Genomic DNA, 17094 nt, shown 5'->3' with positions numbered 1-17094 from the left:
AAGCTGGTAAAGCGTGTCAAGTAATTTTTTGCATTTCTATGAGCTACTTGAATAACACCTACCGGTCTCTCAAATCACAATGTTTGTGTAGTTGTTCCCCAGTTATCACTAATTTTTACCTCTACTTCAAGTGGTATAGAAATTTTCACTATATTTTCCATTATATCCTTCATAAGTTTTGCCGTTTCTTGTACTTTTTCATTCTCTACTTCAACTAGTAGCTCATCATGAACTTGGAGGATTATTTTGCCTGCTTTTAACTGATCAAAAAGCTGAATCATCGCACATTTTATTATATCAGCGGCAGTTCCTTGCAGTGGTGCATTTATTGCCGCTCTTTCCGCAAATTGTCTTAGATAAGGAATTGTGTTGTTTATGTCTTTTACAAAGCATCTTCTGCCAAACAAAGTTTCTACATAACCATGCTGCCTCGCGATAGACACTACTTTTTCCATATAGACCTTTATTTCTGGATAACAGGAAAAGTAGTAATAAATGTATTCAGCAGCTTCCTCAATGGTAATTCCAAGCCGTTTTGCAAGGCCAAATGGGCTGATTCCGTACATGATTCCAAAGTTAATAGATTTTGCTTTGCGCCTTAATTGTTCATCGACCTCCATATCTTTTTGCACTCCAAAGACTTGCCCTGCAGTAATGCCGTGAATATCCTTTCCATTTGCAAAAGCTTCTTTAAACGCTGTAACATTTGCAACGTGTGCTAGGAGCCTCAGTTCTATTTGTGAGTAATCAGCAGAAATTATCTTGTATCCCTTTGGCGCAATAAATGTCTGTCTAATAAGATTTCCTTCTTTACTCCTGATAGGAATATTCTGCAAATTAGGACTGCTTGAGCTGAGCCTTCCAGTTGCAGTTACAGTTGTTGAGAAATTTGTGTGTATTCTGCCATCAAGTGGGTCAACCTGCTTTATTAGTGCATCAGTGTAGGTACTTTTTAATTTACTTAAATGTCGCCAATCTAAAATTTTGCTTGCAATTTCAACTCCTTCTATTTCAAATTCCTCTAGTACTGCGGAGTTTGTGCTATATGATCCAGATTTCAACTTTTTTTTCTTATTAAGCCCCATCTTGTTAAACAGAACATCGCTTAATTGTTTTGGTGAAGCAATATTAAACTTTTCTCCTGCCAAATTATATATGTCATTTTCAAGCACGGCGATTAGCTGTTGGAATTTATCAGACAATTCCTGTAATTTATGAATATTTAGTAATATTCCATTTTTTTCCATGTTGAATATTACTTTCATAAGCGGTTTATCGAAGCGCTCGTAAATTGTAAAAAGCTTTTCCTGAAATAGCCTTTGTTTCAGCTTTTCATGAATTGCTATTAAAGTTTTTGCTGAAAAGGCCTCTACATTTTCACTCAAATTGTGTGCAATTATGTTTGGAATGCTGTGGTCGTGTTTTCCTGTGTCGAGACTGTATGACATTATCATCAAATCGTCAACTGAGCCCAGTGCTTTTTCTATTGTAGGAATGGTTTTCCTGGTTTCTCTGGTATCATGTATTATTTTGAGTATCCCATTTGAAAATAGAGCTGAATTGATTGTAATAAGTGCATCTTGTAAACAGTTTTGATCTATGTAAAAAATGTTATCTTTATTGTAAGATAAGGAAATTTTACTAAGTACGTTGTTTTCGAAATGGCAATAAATTGCGACTTTGCCTTCATATCTACAGTGTTCCAAAAAATTTTCTAATGCTTCACTACTATATTCTGTTCTCTCTTTTATGCTCGATTCATTATAAGAAAAAAGCTTTTCTACTTTGCCTATCAAGGAATTAAATTCATACTTCTTTAAAAAAGATAACAATTTTTCCATATTTGGAGAGAGAACCTTATATTTTGTGACTTCATGCTGAAGATCCACTTTCTTGCATAGTGATAAAAGTTTTCTTGAAATTAACGCTTTTTCTTTATATTCGGTGAGAATATTACGTGTCCTTGTTTGCTTGATGTTATTGATGTTTTCTATGATATTGTTCAACGAATTAAATCTATCCAGCAATTTAGCTGCAGTCTTTGGGCCTATTCCTGGAACGCCAGGAATGTTGTCAGATACATCTCCAGTTAGAGAAAATAAATCAAGAAGCTTATTTGAATTTACACCAAATTTTTCCATTACTTGTTTTTCATCTATGTATGTGTTTTTGATAGGATCGAATATTAAAACGTCGTAGTTCAAGAGCTGAAATAAGTCTTTATCTGACGAAATTATTACTACTTTTAAATCTTCGTGGTTGGCGTATTTTGCAGTTAATGTTGCAATTATGTCATCTGCTTCGTAGCCTTCAATCTCTTCATAACTGAGATTAAAAGCTTCTATTGCTTCCCTCAGTATTGCGAACTGTGGAATTAAATCTTCAGGAGGAGTTACTCTGTTTGCTTTGTATTCAGGGTATAAATCGTGCCTGAAATTTTTTTTACCTGAGTCAAGTGCTATGGTTAAGTAGTCTGAATGGGTGATATACTTTAGAACCATATTCAGAAATCCGTACACAGCACCTATTGGCATACCAGTTGTAGTAGCTAAATGATGCAAAACATAATAAGCTCTGAAAAGAAAGCCGTAACCATCGATAATTGTGAAAGTTTTTTTTTGCATTGTAGAGATATTTATGTGTGCCCTTGATAGTCCGTTATTTAGCTGCAGAAATCAAGTCTTTGTTTTCTTGCTTTACAAATATCGTAGGAAATTTTGCCCCAAAATAACATTCACGCATAGTTAATAATTACCGTTTAAAATTGAGTTATATTAAAAAGTTAAAAGCTCAAAATGAATAAGAAGACAAAAAAACAAAGAAGTCGAAATCAGCTAGACAAACTGTAAAGACTATTAGTAGTCCAATTATTCTGATTCCGCTTCAATAAAAAATGAAATGGTACCAATAAAAGTTAAGCCAAAGGCTAAGAGTAACCAAGCCTCTAAAAAAAAGTAAAGCTTATGCTTTCTTAATTTTCGATTCCAACTTAACAGGTGACAGCGAAGCGTTTGATACAAGTTTAATATCAAGTAAAAGTGAAGTATCATCTAACTTAAAGCCGACAGTCTCAAAAAAAAGGTTGCGGTAAACAAAGATATATCTCAACAACAATTGCAGAATTCAGGTCAGCAAAAATTTGCTAGAATTAGAAGAAGTAATAGGAAGGTGCTTAGCCAAATAGTGCTAAGAAAAGTTGAAATTCCAACTGTTTCTAAAGAGCAAAATAATTCTGCTGCATCTGAGAAAAACTTCCTCAGACAAAGAGCAAATCTGAGCAAATTAAAAAAGGAGTTGAGCAAACTGTTAGTCTTGATGATCAGGTTAAAACTCTACAGAATAGACAAAATGATTTGCGAAGGAAACTTGATAAACCTGAGCAACATAGTAAATTATTTATGTTTATAAAGTCAAAGAAACATAAGATTGAAGGAAAGGGAGCAAAATCTCAGTTAAGGGGAGTGACTAAAGCTAGATAGAGAGCTAGACTTGATAAAGGGCTTAAGAATGATAAAGGCTTAAGAATTTTAGGTTTTGTAAATAAATCTCGTGATACAGGTAACTCTGGCAATAAGTATTCAGAAGGAATAGATGAAATAGTACAAAAGCATTTTCAACAGTATATACATTATACGTGTAATGATCCTAGTAATTTTTTGAGTTTAAGACCTTTTATGTGCAGATCTCTTCAGGAAATCTTAGATAGAGCTAATCTACATATGAGGAAAACAGATCTTGCTCAGGTATGATGCATACCAAATTAAAACTTTACTGCAAAATAATGACATAAAAGCAAGGGAGAAGAAAAGCGCTAAAAAAAATGTATAAAGACTTAAAGAATGAAATGAGCAAAAGTAGAAAAGGCTTTGATTCAAAAAATGATTAGTATATTTGTAAATTAAGAGAGGGCAGAAGTGCATCATCCGATTTAATTATGAAATTTGTACAAACGGTACAACAGCCATGGCAGGCCTCAAAGGGAAATGTTTAATAAACTGTACGAACGCATTACAATTTGCAGGTAATTTGTGTGACAGGTGGTGTTATACCGGTACTACGGCACTTATACAACAAGTTAACTAACTTTGTCTCTAAATCTTAATGTGGTAAAGCTTCTTCTATTTCTAGCTTGTTAAGCTTGCTCTTTTATTCTAGTTCTTTTATAGCATCAACAAGACTTAGTTCCTTACCATCAAGTTTGATTTTAACGTCTATGTCTTTCTCTAAATCTTCATAACTTGATTTGCTACCTACTATTTTAATATTGCTATCAGAGCTCAATGCAATGTTGCATTTTTTTCCATTGATGTACCATTTAAACTGCAATTCACATTCATATAGAGAAGAATTAGCTAAGTCATAACATCTGACTCTAACTTTTTTACCATCACCACTCTCAATAACGTAACCACTTATAATTTTTCTGTCATCATTATCTAATATTGAAAAATCAGTGATTTTGTTATCTTTATAGAATTTCTATTTAAAAGTTCGCTTACTTTACAGCCGTATCCTTATCTTGTAGTGTTATTCTTGCGTGAAAGCTACTGTTATTATTTCGGTAACTTCGGTAAATTAATATGTTATTAATAATATCATCTTTAATATATATGCTAAATTCAGATTTAGCTTTTTCTTCTAATTCAATGTATTCTTTAGGAGGCTCTTCTGCATCAAAAAATTCATTACTGTCGTCTAATATACCTTAAGTGTCTTGTACTAGCATGCTTTTTGTTCTATTGACATATCTATATTAAGATTATATATAAAATCATTAACACGTTAATATATTTTATTAAAGTATAAACCTAGATAAATCTAGCTGTTTTGAAATCGATTCTAGTTTATCTTTCACGTATTTGCTATCTATAACAAATTTTTCACCATTTTTTTCAGAAGCGATAAAACTTATTTCATCCAAAAGCTTCTCCATGATAGTATGAAGCCTCCTTGCACCTATGTTTTCCACTTCCCTATTAACTGTAAACGCTATTTCAGCTATGGTTTCAATTCCATCATCAGTGAACTCAAGTGTTACATTTTCTGTTTTCATTAAAGCTATGTACTGCTTTAACAAACTGGATTCCGGTTCTTTTAATATCTTTATTAAATCTTCTTGAGTAAGTGCTTTAAGTTCTACTCTGATTGGTAGCCTACCTTGCAATTCTGGTAAAAGATCAGATGGCTTAGACAGATGAAAGGCACCGGATGCAATAAATAATATATAGTCTGTTTTTACGTGGCCATATTTAGTTGAAACGGTTGTTCCTTCAAGTAACGGTAATAAATCACGTTGTACTCCCTCTCTATTTACTTCACCTTTTACTTCTGTGCGTGCTGCAATTTTATCTATTTCATCTAAAAATACTATGCCTTCATTGCTAACAAGATCGATGGCTTCTTTGATTATCTTATCTTCATCCATTAACCTTTCGCTTTCTTCATTAATCAATATTTCACGCGCTTCTTTTACCTTAACTGTAATGGTTTTTGTCTTTTTACCCCCGTTGAACATTTTACCCATTAGCTCTGTTACGTTCACTACACCAACTTGTCTACCTGGCATGCCTGGTATATCAAAAGTAGGTAACATGCTCTTGCTCTCTCTAACGTTAATGGAAACTTCCCCATCTTCAAACTCTTTATTTCTCAATCTTTCTCTGTAAGTCTTTTTACTTTCTTCGGTTGCATTTTCGCCGACCATAGAATTGACTATTATCTTCTCAGCTAAATTCAAAGCTTTTTTAGCTAGGGCTTTGCGAGCTTTTTCCTTAACTAAAACTATTGCTGCATCAACTAAATCACGTGTTATTGAGTCAACATCACGTCCAACATATCCTATCTCGGTAAATTTCGTTGCCTCAACTTTTATGAACGGTGCACCTGCAAGCTTTGCTAAGCGACGAGCTATTTCAGTTTTACCAACCCCTGTGTGACCAATCATCAGTATATTTTTAGGTATAATTTCATCACGCAAAGGAGGAGGAACTTTGTTGCGACGCCAACGATTCCTAAGTGCAATTGCAACAGCACGCTTTGCATCATCTTGCCCGATTATGAACCTATCTAGCTCTTTAACTATCTTCTGTGGTGGCAGATCATCTAATAAAATTTGTGTGCTATTATTAACTTGAGCACTGCTATTATTCGAATCACAATCACTTCTAGTATCTTTATATAGGTCACTTTTTTTATTGTAGGTATCACTGCTACAAGATTGCCCTCCTGAGAGAGTCGTAGGTTGATTGGAGAAATTAGTACGTAAAATTTTTCGTTCATCAAAAGACATATTATCCCTCTATCTTTTCAGCAACTACATTATGATTTGTGTAAACACATATATTGGCTGCTATTTTCATAGCTTTTTTTGCAATCTCCTCTATTGATATTCCTTTGATATCAATCAAAGCTTTTGCTGCAGATAGGGCAAAATTTCCCCCAGAGCCAATTGCTGCAATTCCATCTTCAGGTTCAAGAACATCACCTGTTCCTGTGATTACTAACGAAATAGATTTATCTGCAACTATCATCATAGCTTCCAGTTTTCTTAAATACTTATCCATCCTCCAATCTTTTGCAAGTTCAACGCACGCTCTCATTAATTGTCCTGGATGTTTGTCAAGTTTAGATTCTAGTCTTTCAAAAAGAGTAAATGCGTCAGCTGTTGCTCCGGCAAAACCGGCAATAACGGAGTCACTAGAAAGACGCCTAACTTTTTTTGCCCCAGATTTTATGACAGTATGCCCCAATGAAACCTGTCCATCACCTATTACTATTACGCTTTTGTCTCTCCTAATTGACAGTATGGTAGTTCCATACATTTTGCTGCTGTCGTGTTGAATCATTTTTGTGTCAGTTTAAATAGTAATTTCATTATACTGTAATGTTAGTTAAATATGTTTAGCTATAGCTTATAATATAGTACCTTCCTTATAACATTTAAAGTGTAGATGCAAAATATAATTCATCCAAATTTAGAAAAAAGTATAAATAATTGGTTTGAGACGCAGTTTAACAGCCTTACATTACCATTTTATAGCTCTATAGATCTTAGAAACTCTGGTTACAAAATTGCCCCAATAGACGCCAATTTGTTTCCTGCAGGGTTCAATAATCTAAGTGAAATGTCAAAGGCAACAACAGCAGAGCTAATGAGGAGCTACTTTGAAGGGAAACAACATAAAAGAGTTCTCATAATACCGGAGAACTACACGCGAAATAAGATGTATATAAAAAACGTGTTTGCTATAGAGGTAATACTACAACAAGCAGGTTTTGAAACGAGAGTTGGTCTCTTTCATAATGAAGCATGCAATTTAATAGAGCCATATGAAACTATTGTGAAAGAAAACTCTCTGCTCAAGACAACTTCAGGATTTATGCCCGATGTTATTATACTAAACCGGGATATGACAAGTCATATTCCCGATATGTTAGAAAATGTAAAACAAGAGATAATACCGAGTCCATTATATGGTTGGCACAGCAGGCAGAAGTTTAAATATTTTAAAATTTATAAAAAATTAGTGTCCGAGTTCTGTGGCGAATTTAAAATAGATCCATGGCTTATTTCTGCATTTACAGAGGACTGTGATGAAGTAGATTTCAATGACGATTCACCGCTAGAAACAGTAGCGACTAAAGTTGACCAAGTATTGTCTCTAGTGCAAAAAAAGTATGAGGAATATGAAATAAAGACTCAACCTTATGTTTTTATCAAAGCAAGCAATGGAACATATGGAATGGGCATTATAACAGCAACAAGCGGAGAGGAAATATTGACCCTCAATAAAAAAAAGCGTCATAAAATGAAAAAGATAAAAGAAGGTATAGAAATTAATAGCGTTATCATACAAGAAGGTGTACTTACTATCGATGTATTTGAATATAGTCCTGCAGAGCCGCTTATATACTATATAGGAAATACTCCAACTTGCTATTTATACCGTTGCAATAGCAGAAAAGATGTATATTCTAGCTTAAATTCTACTGACTGTAAGTTTTATGATGTTAGCCAAGTTGTAGAAAATAAAACCCTGTCACTTTGGGGTACAGTTAGCAAATTAGCAGTGCTAGCATTAGCGGTAGAAATGAAGTCTTTTCATATCTAATTTCTACCTCCATATAGCGCAGCCATTGTACGGATCATGATTATGATTAGCAGTACCACCAAGTTCAGTAGAAGGATCATTGTTGATAGGTTGATTAAACAGTTTGTCAAGCTGGATTGCCAGAAATGCTGTGCTATATATTATGCTGGCTGCTATGCTCCAATGGAAATTATAGGTTATACCATTACCCAAGTTTATTGGTATGGTTGCAATTTCTATCCTTTTTAATATGAAATTTAATAAACCTAATGACAGAGTCAGTGTGCTGATAATGAGGTCCTTATTGCATTTAGCAAGATCAGCTTCACATTTTGTAAGTTCATCAGTATCCTTTTTACCTTGATATTCTTTACTTACGTCTTGGTATTTTTTATATGCCTCTTGATATTGTTTATATGTATAATAGTGGTTTATAGGTTCTGAAATAAATAGAAATAGAATTGTTGATGCAAGCCCCACATGACTGACTGCACCTGCAGCAAACAAATGGATGATTTTCATCTGTATCGATACTCCTATGATACTGCTTATCAAGAGAGCTAGTTCACCTATAAACTCTACTAGTTCTTTAGGTTTATCTTTATTACCTGATTTACTTTTAGATTTGTACCCAGCTAAATTGAGTCCTAAATGGAGAGTATATAATATGGATATTGGCAATTTTATTAACTTGGCAACCTTCCATGTAAAGGAGATATTTGATCTATTATTATTAATAAACTCACAGCAGAATTGTAGTGAGATCTTACACAGCAACATTGTTAAAGCTGTTGTAATACAGATTATCTTCCTGATATGATGACCATGAAGCTTATGTATCACCTTTACGGACATATTTGATTCTTTTGTTGGCTTGTTCAGCATAAATAACTAATAGAATAATAATTTCTTACCATTCTATCACATGGAGTCCTAAAAGAAAAGCACTATAAATCAGGACCTTAAGAGTGGTTTATACATAAACCAGCTAGGCACTTAATAAACAAGTAGTTAGTACTAAGAGTTGGTATGCGAAAGTAATATCCATCCTTGATAATAGTTTTGTATTCCATGTCAAGTTCAACAAGCGTTTCTGAATGCTCAGAAACAAAAGATATTGGTAGTAAAACTACAGGTACACCATCAGCTTTTGCACGTAATAACTCGCTTTCAGTGCTTGGTTCTAGCCATCTTACAGGGCCGATCTTGCTCTGATAGCATATTGACCAGTCAAGGTCTTTAATATGTAATTTTTTTACTATCAGTTTTACTGTTTCTTCTACCTGTAAGGCGTATGGGTCACCTTTTTTAATAACACTGAGAGGCAAGCTATGAGCTGAAAATAGAACTCTTGGTTTACCAACTTCACTAGCTAATTTATAGTGTTTAGTTATCAGGTTGGCGTGAGCCTCAATAAAATCTTGGTTATCGTAATGGTGGCGAATTATTTTTGTATTACATTTTATGCCATATTGTTTAGCATTTTTTTGCCAATTTTCGATGGATGACAAAGTTGTAGTAGTTGAATATTGAGGATATAACGGCAGCAGAATTACTTCATCAGGATCGAACTGCTTTACACTTTTAACAACTTCATTGGCAAATGGATGCCAGTAGCGCATGCAGATGAAAACTTTGGTCAGTTTTGATGTCATTCCTGCGCGTGACAATGGAATCCAGTTTTCTTTTCTAGACCCCAGTGTCACGCTACTTGGATGACAAAAGATAGATCTATTAAGCTCTCGCTCAAGTGCTTCAGCTTGCATTTTTGTGTTCTCTAAAATTGGTGATTTGCCTCCAATTTGTTCATATATTTTTCGTGCATTATTTTCTCGTTTTGCGGATATAAATTTTGCTAAAAAGAACCGAAAAGGATTTGGCAAATTAATTATTCTCTTATCATAAAAAAGATTAAATAAAAAAGGACGGACCGCACTCAGTGAGTCAGGTCCGCCAAGGTTAAGTAAGACAACTGCCTTTTTCACCTACGCACTACTACAACAAGTTACTTTTGGGGTGCCTGTGAAATCAGCTACACACTCATCAAGTATAGATATAGGCACTAAATTTCTCACACTAACATATAATAAATGGCCAGATCTCTGTAGGTTATTCTTTGTAGATGCAAAAGGACTTCTATCAAAAGCTAGATCAACACAAAAACTTGGTACTGCTTCAAGAAGTTCGATGGCGGCTAAAGATAGCATTATGCAACTTTGAAGAACCTTCAGAGGAAAAACTAAGAACGTAACAAAAAAAGAGGTGCTACCTGTTTCGTTTGGCAATTGTTCTTGGTTAGGTGAATTATACTCAATGTGTTTTCTATTTTGATCAAAAATAGGAAATTTTATAGAGTCCTTCTTAAGTTCTTCGTCTATTTCTTTTCTACTATGGTTGGTGATCTTTTCTAGTAACTTCTCACGCAGATTAAAAGTTCTTACGACAAAACATGTAGCAATCATCAACGCAGCACATATAGATGCACATGGCATGAAACTTATATTATCTACTATAGCTGGTAGTACAAAGCAGACGAACAGTGCTATGATTGTCATTTCAAGAAATGGAATAGTGTTTCTTTTCATTGCGAAAGCGGCACCTTCTTGTAATTTTGTATTGTGACGTAAGCTATATTCCAAATAACTTAAAAAGGCCAAACTAAAAGTTAAAAACCCTTTTGTTCCACAAAAAATTGATGACTTAAGATTATTTACTAGTTTTTTACGACAGTAATCCATGCAATACCTACTTGATGATTTATTCTTAACTATAAAGAAAAAACTACTTTTATAAAACCGGAATTTGCAATAAGATAAATATGCAAATATGTGGTTTTATATAAGGAAATATGGCGATTGAGAGAACACTTTCGATATTAAAACCTGATACGGTGAAAAATAATATTATAGGTAATATAAATTCCTATATCGAAAAGTCTGGGCTAAGGATAATAGCACAAAAAATGATGTTACTAACAAAAAAACAAGCAGAACTGTTTTATGCAATTCATAAAGATAGACCTTTTTTTGGGAGATTAGTGGAATTTATGACTTCTGGTCCTGTAATAGTTCAAGTTTTAGTTGGTGAAAATGCAATCAGTAAATATAGACAAATCATGGGAGCTACAGATCCAAAGCAGGCAGATAAGGGTACAATCAGAGGTGACTTTGCTGACGATGTTAATGAAAATAGAGTCCACGGTTCTGATAGTTTAGAAAATGCTCATAAGGAGATAGCTTTCTTTTTTGCTGAGTGTGAGTTGGTGTAGCTTCAGGCCTGCTAACATAGCTATATTTTACTCAGATTTTTACTGATACCCAGCAAAACAAGATTTAAAATTTTGTGCAATGTCATTGATTATAGCAAGATATGCATCTTTTCCAGGTTCTATATTTAACCCAATAGGATCGAGGATTACCATTTTTGCGTCATTGGAAAGGACTTTAGGTTTTATGCTATCTTCTAGTGAATGAGAAAATATACATTTAATATTTTCTTCCTCCATCACCTTTTTTAGTTTCATTAAGCTTTTCATGCCTATGTAAGAGTCCTCTTCTATAGAAAGAATAACACTTGGGTGATTTAAACCGAAATATTTTTCAAAATATTGATAAGCATCGTGAGTAACTATGTATTTTTGATTTTTAAAGTCATTCAATTCTTTTGCAATTTTTTCTACTTCTTGATTTATTTTTTTTTTAGCTTTTATTGCATTGTAGTTGTAACGGGAGGCATTCTCCTTGTCTATGTTGGATAGTGCTTCACTTATAGAAAGTATCATACTCTTTGCATTTTCAGGACTCAGCCAAATATGTAGATCTTTTTCATCTTGAGTATGGGTAATTTGTTTGGAGAATGAATGTGATCGGGCAGGAAGTAGGTTAATTGTCTTTGACAACTGCACAAGTTCTTTTTTTTCTTTAGCGAAAGTTTTAATAAATGTCTCTAAGTTATCATCAATATAAAATATAACATCACTTGATTCTAAGTTGCTCGCATCAAATGGCTTTAATATATGATCGTGTGTGGATGTTGTGTAGGCAAGCAAATATGGTTTTGAAATTCCATCTGTAACAGAAGCTACAAGTGAATGTATAGGCTTTATTGTGGCTACAATTTTTAAATTGGATGAAAGGGCACTATTATAGTATAGTGTAAATAAAAGTGATAGAAAAAAAGCTAATAAATGTCTCATGAAAGAGTCGAGAAAAATTTAAATTTTGTCAAAAAGTTAAATAATGTCAATGACAGTGTCCTAAAAATAGAAAATCTTGCTCTAGCGTACGGTAATAAAAAGGTTCTCGATGGTATTAATATATCAATAGACAAGGGAGATGTAGTTACCATACTTGGCCCAAATGGTGGAGGTAAGACTTCTTTGATGAAGGTGGTTGCTGGTATAAGTAAGAATTATACAGGTAGGGTTATATTTGCTGATAATATAAAAATTAGCTACATGCCACAAAATTTTAGCATTAGTAAATTGATGCCAATAACAGTTGAATATTTCCTTTTAAATAGTTTTTCAAAAAAATTGAAGAAAAATCAATCGGTTATTACGGAAGTGATAGAATTAGTTGGTATTGGCAATATTTTGAAAAATCAAGTGTTAGAAATTTCTGCAGGACAGATGCAATTATTACTGCTTGCACACTGTTTAATTGCAGAGCCTGACTTAATTATTCTAGATGAGCCGGTTAGTGCGATGGACATTAACGCACGTGCTAAGTTTTACGATATTATAGGGAAAATAGCAAAGAAACGACTAATTTCGATCCTTATGACGTCTCATGATTTAAGCTCCATTGTACCATGTTCAGATTATATTGTTTGTATAAATCATACTATCTATTGCCAGGGTAAGCCTGATGAAATTATGGAGGATAAAACTCTAAGTGAGATATTTAGCAGTTACATAGCAAAATGATTCAAAATATTCTGCGCCTTTTGTATATAACTGCAGTACTAACTCGTTATAACATATCACCTTATTTACTTTCTCCGTCAAGGAAATCAATAAATAGGATACAAGGCTATAAACTGAAATGCGCTTTTGAGAAATTAGGTCCAGTATTTATTAAGTTTGGGCAATCTATCTCATCACGTACTGATATTTTGAATGAGGATATAACGAATAACTTATTGTTGATATGTGATAGATTGCCCTCTTTTTCACACAAGATAGCAGTTAAAACTATAGAGAGCGAATTTAATTGTAAGTTAAGTGACATTTTTTCAAGTTTTTCTGAAAAGCCAATTGCAGCAGCATCAATTTCTCAAGCTCATAAGGCAATTACAACAGAAGGTAAAGAAGTTGCTGTAAAAGTTTTAAGGCCAAATATTGAAAAAGCATTTTCAAAAGATATCAAAATGCTTTTTTGGCTTGCGGGGATTACAGAAAAGTTTAGCAAGCAATCAAGGAGGCTAAAACCAATTGAGTTAGTTGAAACTTTTGCTGAAATTTGCCGATTAGAGCTAGATCTACGTTTTGAAGCTGCTCACTCTTCGGAGCTTAGGGAAAATACAAAAAACGACAGAGGTTTTTATGTTCCTGAAGTGGATTGGAGTAGAACTTCAAAAAGGGTTTTAACATTGGAGTGGGTAGAGGCAACACCAATATATGAAGTTGAAAAACTAAATAATCATAAGCAAATAGCTATTAATCTTATAGAGTCGTTTTGTAATCAAGTATATAGAGATTGTTTCTTTCACGCGGATATGCATCCTGGCAATCTAATGATCGATAGTAACAACAGTATTGTCGCTTTAGATTGTGGAATTATGGGCCGAATAGACCGAGAGACATGTTACTATGTAATAGAGATACTGAAAGGCTTTTTGAATCGGGATTATGATCACGTTGCAAAAGTGCACTTTAGAGCTGGTTATGTCTCGCCGCAGCATAAAAGTTTTGTTACAGCGTGCAGGGCAATAGGTGAACCTATTATAGGGCAGCCTATACAAAAAATTTCTTTTGCTAGTTTACTTGCTCAATTGTTAAAAATAACTGGTGATTTTGATATGAAAGTTCAAACGCAATTATTACTTCTGCAGAAAACTATGATTTTGTTAGAGGGAACTTGTAGAAAAATCTACCCGGAAATTAATATGTGGAAAGTGGTTGAAGCATGGACAGAAAATCAACATAAAAATAAAATAAGCTATAAAGAGAGAATAAAGAGCTCTTACCCCGTAAAGACAATTCAAGAAATTTTTAACCTTATAGAAAAATTAAACCTAATAGCTAATCAGAAACTAGAGAATATTCAAGTCAAGAATAGGTCAAATGGAAAAATCTACTTTTTACTGTGGTCTATAGTCATAGCGCTAATCGTTAAGCTTTTGGTTTTTTTGTGATAGACTTCTTGCATGACTGCTGCTTACATAAAAAACATTGGCCGTCCCTTAGTGTCATTCTAGTGCTTAACGCTGGGACCATGCAGCTAACATAATAGTCTACCTAGTAGTGAAGGGTGTAAGTTTAAAAAGTTAATCAACTATGGGAAGGTTTTATTTATGTACCTCAGTTTTTCTTTTATTTTATTCTCAAATTAACTACTATTAACTGAATGTAAAAGGGAAGTTTATTTTGGAACTGTAAGGTTTTGAGGTGAAGTAAGCAATGATATCAAAAACTGGTAGTCGTTTAGAAATTACTTTATCACTTATTGCCAAACTTGTTGCACAGCAGTTTTCAAAGTGGGCTTACTTAGAGGTTAAACCTGTTGAGCTCAGTCGCATAGACAATAGAACCTTTCGCTTATGTGAAGAAATATTGATCAGGGCTACAGGGCTACCAAGTGCAGAAAATTGTGCGCTACGAGTTCTAAAGGAGCAAAAATGGCTCAAGATACTTGCACCGCATTTATCATTTTCTGTTCCTGCACTGCTTGAGATGGGGCAACCGTCGAAACATTATCCTTAGAATTGGTCAATATACAGGTGGATTGAAGGGGAAAAAGCATAAATAAAGTGTCTATAGATGATCTGAATTTACAGGTTATTGCTTTTCAACTTGCGCAGTTTTTGAACGAATTATATAGGATTGATGTTAGAGGAGGCCCTAGTCCTGGGCTTCATAACTACTAGCGTGGTGATCACATATCAATCTATAATGCAGAAAAATCGGCAATTATGGAGTTGCAGGGTTTTATTGACACTAAAACCATAACATCTGTTTTGAAAAAGACTGTGAGCTCAAGATGGAACAAGAACTCAGTATGGATACATGATGATTTTTGCAATTGGGAATATCTTGATAAAATATGGGTGTATAGCTGCTGTGATTGATTTTAAATGTATGGGTATTGGTGATCCAGCTTGTGATCTGGTCGTTGCGTGGAATTTTTTTGAAAAATGAGAGTCGGAGAATTTTTAAATCACATCTATGTTTAGATTCAAATACATGGCCTAGAGGATATGATTGGGCTTTATGGAAGGCTCTCATTACAACTGCACTCATTAAAAATAAGGACAGCCCAGAATCTATAAAATAAAGGAAAATTATTGATGAAATTCTAATTGGTTAATGTTAATTCAGTTTTAAGTAAAAATTCCATCTTCTTTCTCCTCAAACGGGCAAGTATCGTAGAACAATTCTATTCGAGAATAAGCCACCGTCAAATGATAAAAATGAAGTACCTTGAAAAGTACCTATAGGATCAGGATAATCGAAATTTAATACTAGCATAATCTTCTACCAGGAGTAAATCTTTTTCAGATTGTAAGACTCTTGAAAAACATCGAAAATTTTTTGACAGCTTCAGTTACTGATTCTCTACCATCCATAGTTGAAGGAGGACCTATAAAGTAGACATTAGAATGCACATATGAGATCATCTAATCAAGATTTTTATTATGCATAGTGTAGTAAGATTCTGCTTTATTCAGATTTTTGTCGACCATATTATCTCCACACTACAATACATATGTGGTATTTGAGCCATATGTAAAGTCAAGATTGAATTATGCATAACTAAAGGTTTTATCAAGGAAATAAAAAAGTGTATAGTTCCGGAGAGTATGATGGTAATAGGCTAGTGTAATAGTTAGGCCTTTTCTTATTACTGGAAGTGATTGTATTATTTAAGTTTTAGTAATATATACTGCCAAATTAAGAATTCTACTAGGAGAAGTGAAAATCGTTATGGTCATTGTGATCACAGCCCAACTAATGGATCGTAAGGTCATAATTTCACTTTCCATATCTTTCCAGTTGTTTTATATATAATTCCCCGAATTTAAAAAATTTGTTCCATATTGTATGGTATGTTTGAATTGTTGATTAACCAGTTTTTTGATAAATTGTTTGTGCTTTTCTGCTTTGTAAGTTCCAAGATGTTTGGGTTCAATTTTCTCTTCCTATATCAGTTCTAGTGATATGCTCTTTTCTGGAAAAGTTATATCAATAAATCCGACTTTTATAATGAAGGTAACAGTGCATTTCCGAAACCTGTAGTAAGTTATACTCATTTAGAACTGAAGAAATTTCTGGCGTATTTAACTTATTCATCATAAAGACAGCTAAATGTAGTGCTATATCGATTTCGTATTTGCAACCTAACTTATAAATCAACACATGTTTTATACTACATGTTCCTCGTTTTTCGTTGAGTACTGATATATGACCTATGCGGTCAAGATTACGTCCATAAGGCAACTCATGCACATATTTTTATGCGAAATGTAATAATACTCAAAGTTAAAAAAGATTTGATATGAGTTTTATGGTGAGATAAGTGTATTTAATTTAAATCATTTATATCACAGTTATCTAATTTTTCATTTGTACAAAATTTACTTTCTCGTTTCAAGACCTAACCCTACTATAGCTAACCCGAGTAAAGTTTCCTCAAAGAAAAAGGAAGGTATAGTGAGGGATTGGCTGGTGATAAAGGAAAAAGGATGGCAGGACCATATAGTAATACCAATTTCCACTGCACAAGGAACGGATAGGCAATAATGGAAAAGAAGCCATACTGAAGTAAGTAAAATAGTGAAGTTT

15 protein-coding genes are annotated in these 17094 nt (G+C 33.7%); 6 read left to right on the top strand and 9 right to left on the bottom strand.

The features are described from left to right. Nucleotides 1-74: 74 nt before the first annotated feature. The 4 genes from polA to hslV form a co-directional block, all read right to left on the bottom strand. Nucleotides 75-2624: a DNA polymerase I gene (polA, locus tag CCY16_RS00735; protein WP_088414189.1), complete on the bottom strand. Its 2550-nt coding sequence runs from the start codon at nt 2622-2624 to the stop codon at nt 75-77. Nucleotides 2625-4146: 1522 nt separating this feature from the next. Next, on the bottom strand, nt 4147-4281 hold the full coding sequence (locus tag CCY16_RS06595; protein WP_281250488.1) for a hypothetical protein: 135 nt from the start codon (nt 4279-4281) through the stop codon (nt 4147-4149). A 514-nt stretch (nt 4282-4795) separates the two neighbouring features. Beyond that, entirely contained in the window at nt 4796-6289 is a 1494-nt protein-coding gene (hslU, locus tag CCY16_RS00720) for an ATP-dependent protease ATPase subunit HslU (protein WP_245800660.1), read from the bottom strand. Between the two features lies 1 nt (nt 6290). Further along, nucleotides 6291-6845 carry an ATP-dependent protease subunit HslV gene (hslV, locus tag CCY16_RS00715; RefSeq protein ID WP_088414183.1) on the bottom strand — a complete coding sequence of 185 codons (555 nt, stop codon included), beginning with the start codon at nt 6843-6845 and terminating at the stop codon, nt 6291-6293. 105 nt (nt 6846-6950) lie between these two features. Between hslV and gshA the strand changes: the two genes are divergently transcribed. Then, the gene (gene gshA, locus CCY16_RS00710) at nt 6951-8111 is read left to right on the top strand and encodes a glutamate--cysteine ligase (RefSeq protein WP_088414181.1); all 1161 of its coding nucleotides are present in this window, start codon (nt 6951-6953) and stop codon (nt 8109-8111) included. 3 nt (nt 8112-8114) lie between these two features. On the opposite strand, the gene CCY16_RS00705 is transcribed toward gshA, so the two are convergent. The 3 genes from CCY16_RS00705 to CCY16_RS00695 all read right to left on the bottom strand — a co-directional run bounded on the left by CCY16_RS00705 (nt 8115) and on the right by CCY16_RS00695 (nt 10828). Continuing rightward, entirely contained in the window at nt 8115-8975 is an 861-nt protein-coding gene (locus CCY16_RS00705; RefSeq protein ID WP_088414179.1) for a hypothetical protein, read from the bottom strand. A gap of 77 nt (nt 8976-9052) precedes the next feature. Further along, nucleotides 9053-10075: a ferrochelatase gene (hemH, locus tag CCY16_RS00700; RefSeq protein ID WP_088414177.1), complete on the bottom strand. Its 1023-nt coding sequence runs from the start codon at nt 10073-10075 to the stop codon at nt 9053-9055. After that, entirely contained in the window at nt 10076-10828 is a 753-nt protein-coding gene (locus tag CCY16_RS00695; RefSeq protein WP_088414175.1) for a hypothetical protein, read from the bottom strand. A 110-nt stretch (nt 10829-10938) separates the two neighbouring features. On the opposite strand from CCY16_RS00695, the gene ndk reads away from it, so the two are divergent. Further along, nucleotides 10939-11358, top strand: a complete 420-nt coding sequence (gene ndk, locus CCY16_RS00690) for a nucleoside-diphosphate kinase (RefSeq protein ID WP_088414173.1) — start codon at nt 10939-10941, stop codon at nt 11356-11358. 39 nt (nt 11359-11397) lie between these two features. On the opposite strand, the gene CCY16_RS00685 is transcribed toward ndk, so the two are convergent. Continuing rightward, nucleotides 11398-12285 carry a zinc ABC transporter substrate-binding protein gene (locus tag CCY16_RS00685; RefSeq protein ID WP_088414171.1) on the bottom strand — a complete coding sequence of 296 codons (888 nt, stop codon included), beginning with the start codon at nt 12283-12285 and terminating at the stop codon, nt 11398-11400. Between CCY16_RS00685 and CCY16_RS00680 the strand changes: the two genes are divergently transcribed. From CCY16_RS00680 to CCY16_RS05905, 4 genes are all read left to right on the top strand, one after another. Then, nucleotides 12277-13017: a metal ABC transporter ATP-binding protein gene (locus CCY16_RS00680; protein ID WP_088414169.1), complete on the top strand. Its 741-nt coding sequence runs from the start codon at nt 12277-12279 to the stop codon at nt 13015-13017. The genes CCY16_RS00685 and CCY16_RS00680 overlap by 9 nt on opposite strands. After that, complete coding sequence (gene ubiB, locus CCY16_RS00675) at nt 13014-14447, top strand: 2-polyprenylphenol 6-hydroxylase (RefSeq protein ID WP_088414167.1); 1434 nt, start codon at nt 13014-13016, stop codon at nt 14445-14447. The genes CCY16_RS00680 and ubiB overlap by 4 nt, the downstream gene beginning before the upstream one ends. 265 nt (nt 14448-14712) lie before the next feature. Continuing rightward, entirely contained in the window at nt 14713-15015 is a 303-nt protein-coding gene (locus CCY16_RS05910) for a protein kinase family protein (protein ID WP_088414165.1), read from the top strand. Between the two features lie 303 nt (nt 15016-15318). After that, on the top strand, nt 15319-15450 hold the full coding sequence (locus tag CCY16_RS05905; protein ID WP_245800656.1) for a phosphotransferase: 132 nt from the start codon (nt 15319-15321) through the stop codon (nt 15448-15450). Between the two features lie 1436 nt (nt 15451-16886). On the opposite strand, the gene CCY16_RS05750 is transcribed toward CCY16_RS05905, so the two are convergent. Then, on the bottom strand, nt 16887-17094 hold a 208-nt coding region (locus tag CCY16_RS05750), incomplete at its 5' end, for a hypothetical protein (protein ID WP_218916633.1).

This window comes from Wolbachia endosymbiont of Wuchereria bancrofti, assembly GCF_002204235.2.
In the GTDB taxonomy this organism is placed as follows: Bacteria; Pseudomonadota; Alphaproteobacteria; order Rickettsiales; family Anaplasmataceae; genus Wolbachia.
The sequence above is the reverse complement of the archived record's forward strand: the minus strand, read 5'-3'. Positions and strand labels throughout refer to the sequence as shown.

What these genes read in the sequence shown, in the direction of transcription:
- CCY16_RS00705 (WP_088414179.1), bottom strand. Translation starts at nt 8,975, where the DNA reads ATGCTGAACAAGCCAACAAAAGAATCAAATATGTCCGTAAAGGTGATA.
- CCY16_RS00680 (WP_088414169.1), top strand. Translation starts at nt 12,277, where the DNA reads ATGTCTCATGAAAGAGTCGAGAAAAATTTAAATTTTGTCAAAAAGTTA.
- gshA (WP_088414181.1), top strand. Translation starts at nt 6,951, where the DNA reads ATGCAAAATATAATTCATCCAAATTTAGAAAAAAGTATAAATAATTGG.
- CCY16_RS00685 (WP_088414171.1), bottom strand. Translation starts at nt 12,285, where the DNA reads ATGAGACATTTATTAGCTTTTTTTCTATCACTTTTATTTACACTATAC.
- ubiB (WP_088414167.1), top strand. Translation starts at nt 13,014, where the DNA reads ATGATTCAAAATATTCTGCGCCTTTTGTATATAACTGCAGTACTAACT.
- CCY16_RS05905 (WP_245800656.1), top strand. Translation starts at nt 15,319, where the DNA reads ATGATGATTTTTGCAATTGGGAATATCTTGATAAAATATGGGTGTATA.
- hslV (WP_088414183.1), bottom strand. Translation starts at nt 6,845, where the DNA reads ATGATTCAACACGACAGCAGCAAAATGTATGGAACTACCATACTGTCA.
- CCY16_RS05910 (WP_088414165.1), top strand. Translation starts at nt 14,713, where the DNA reads ATGATATCAAAAACTGGTAGTCGTTTAGAAATTACTTTATCACTTATT.
- CCY16_RS00695 (WP_088414175.1), bottom strand. Translation starts at nt 10,828, where the DNA reads ATGGATTACTGTCGTAAAAAACTAGTAAATAATCTTAAGTCATCAATT.
- ndk (WP_088414173.1), top strand. Translation starts at nt 10,939, where the DNA reads ATGGCGATTGAGAGAACACTTTCGATATTAAAACCTGATACGGTGAAA.
- hslU (WP_245800660.1), bottom strand. Translation starts at nt 6,289, where the DNA reads ATGTCTTTTGATGAACGAAAAATTTTACGTACTAATTTCTCCAATCAA.
- polA (WP_088414189.1), bottom strand. Translation starts at nt 2,624, where the DNA reads ATGCAAAAAAAAACTTTCACAATTATCGATGGTTACGGCTTTCTTTTC.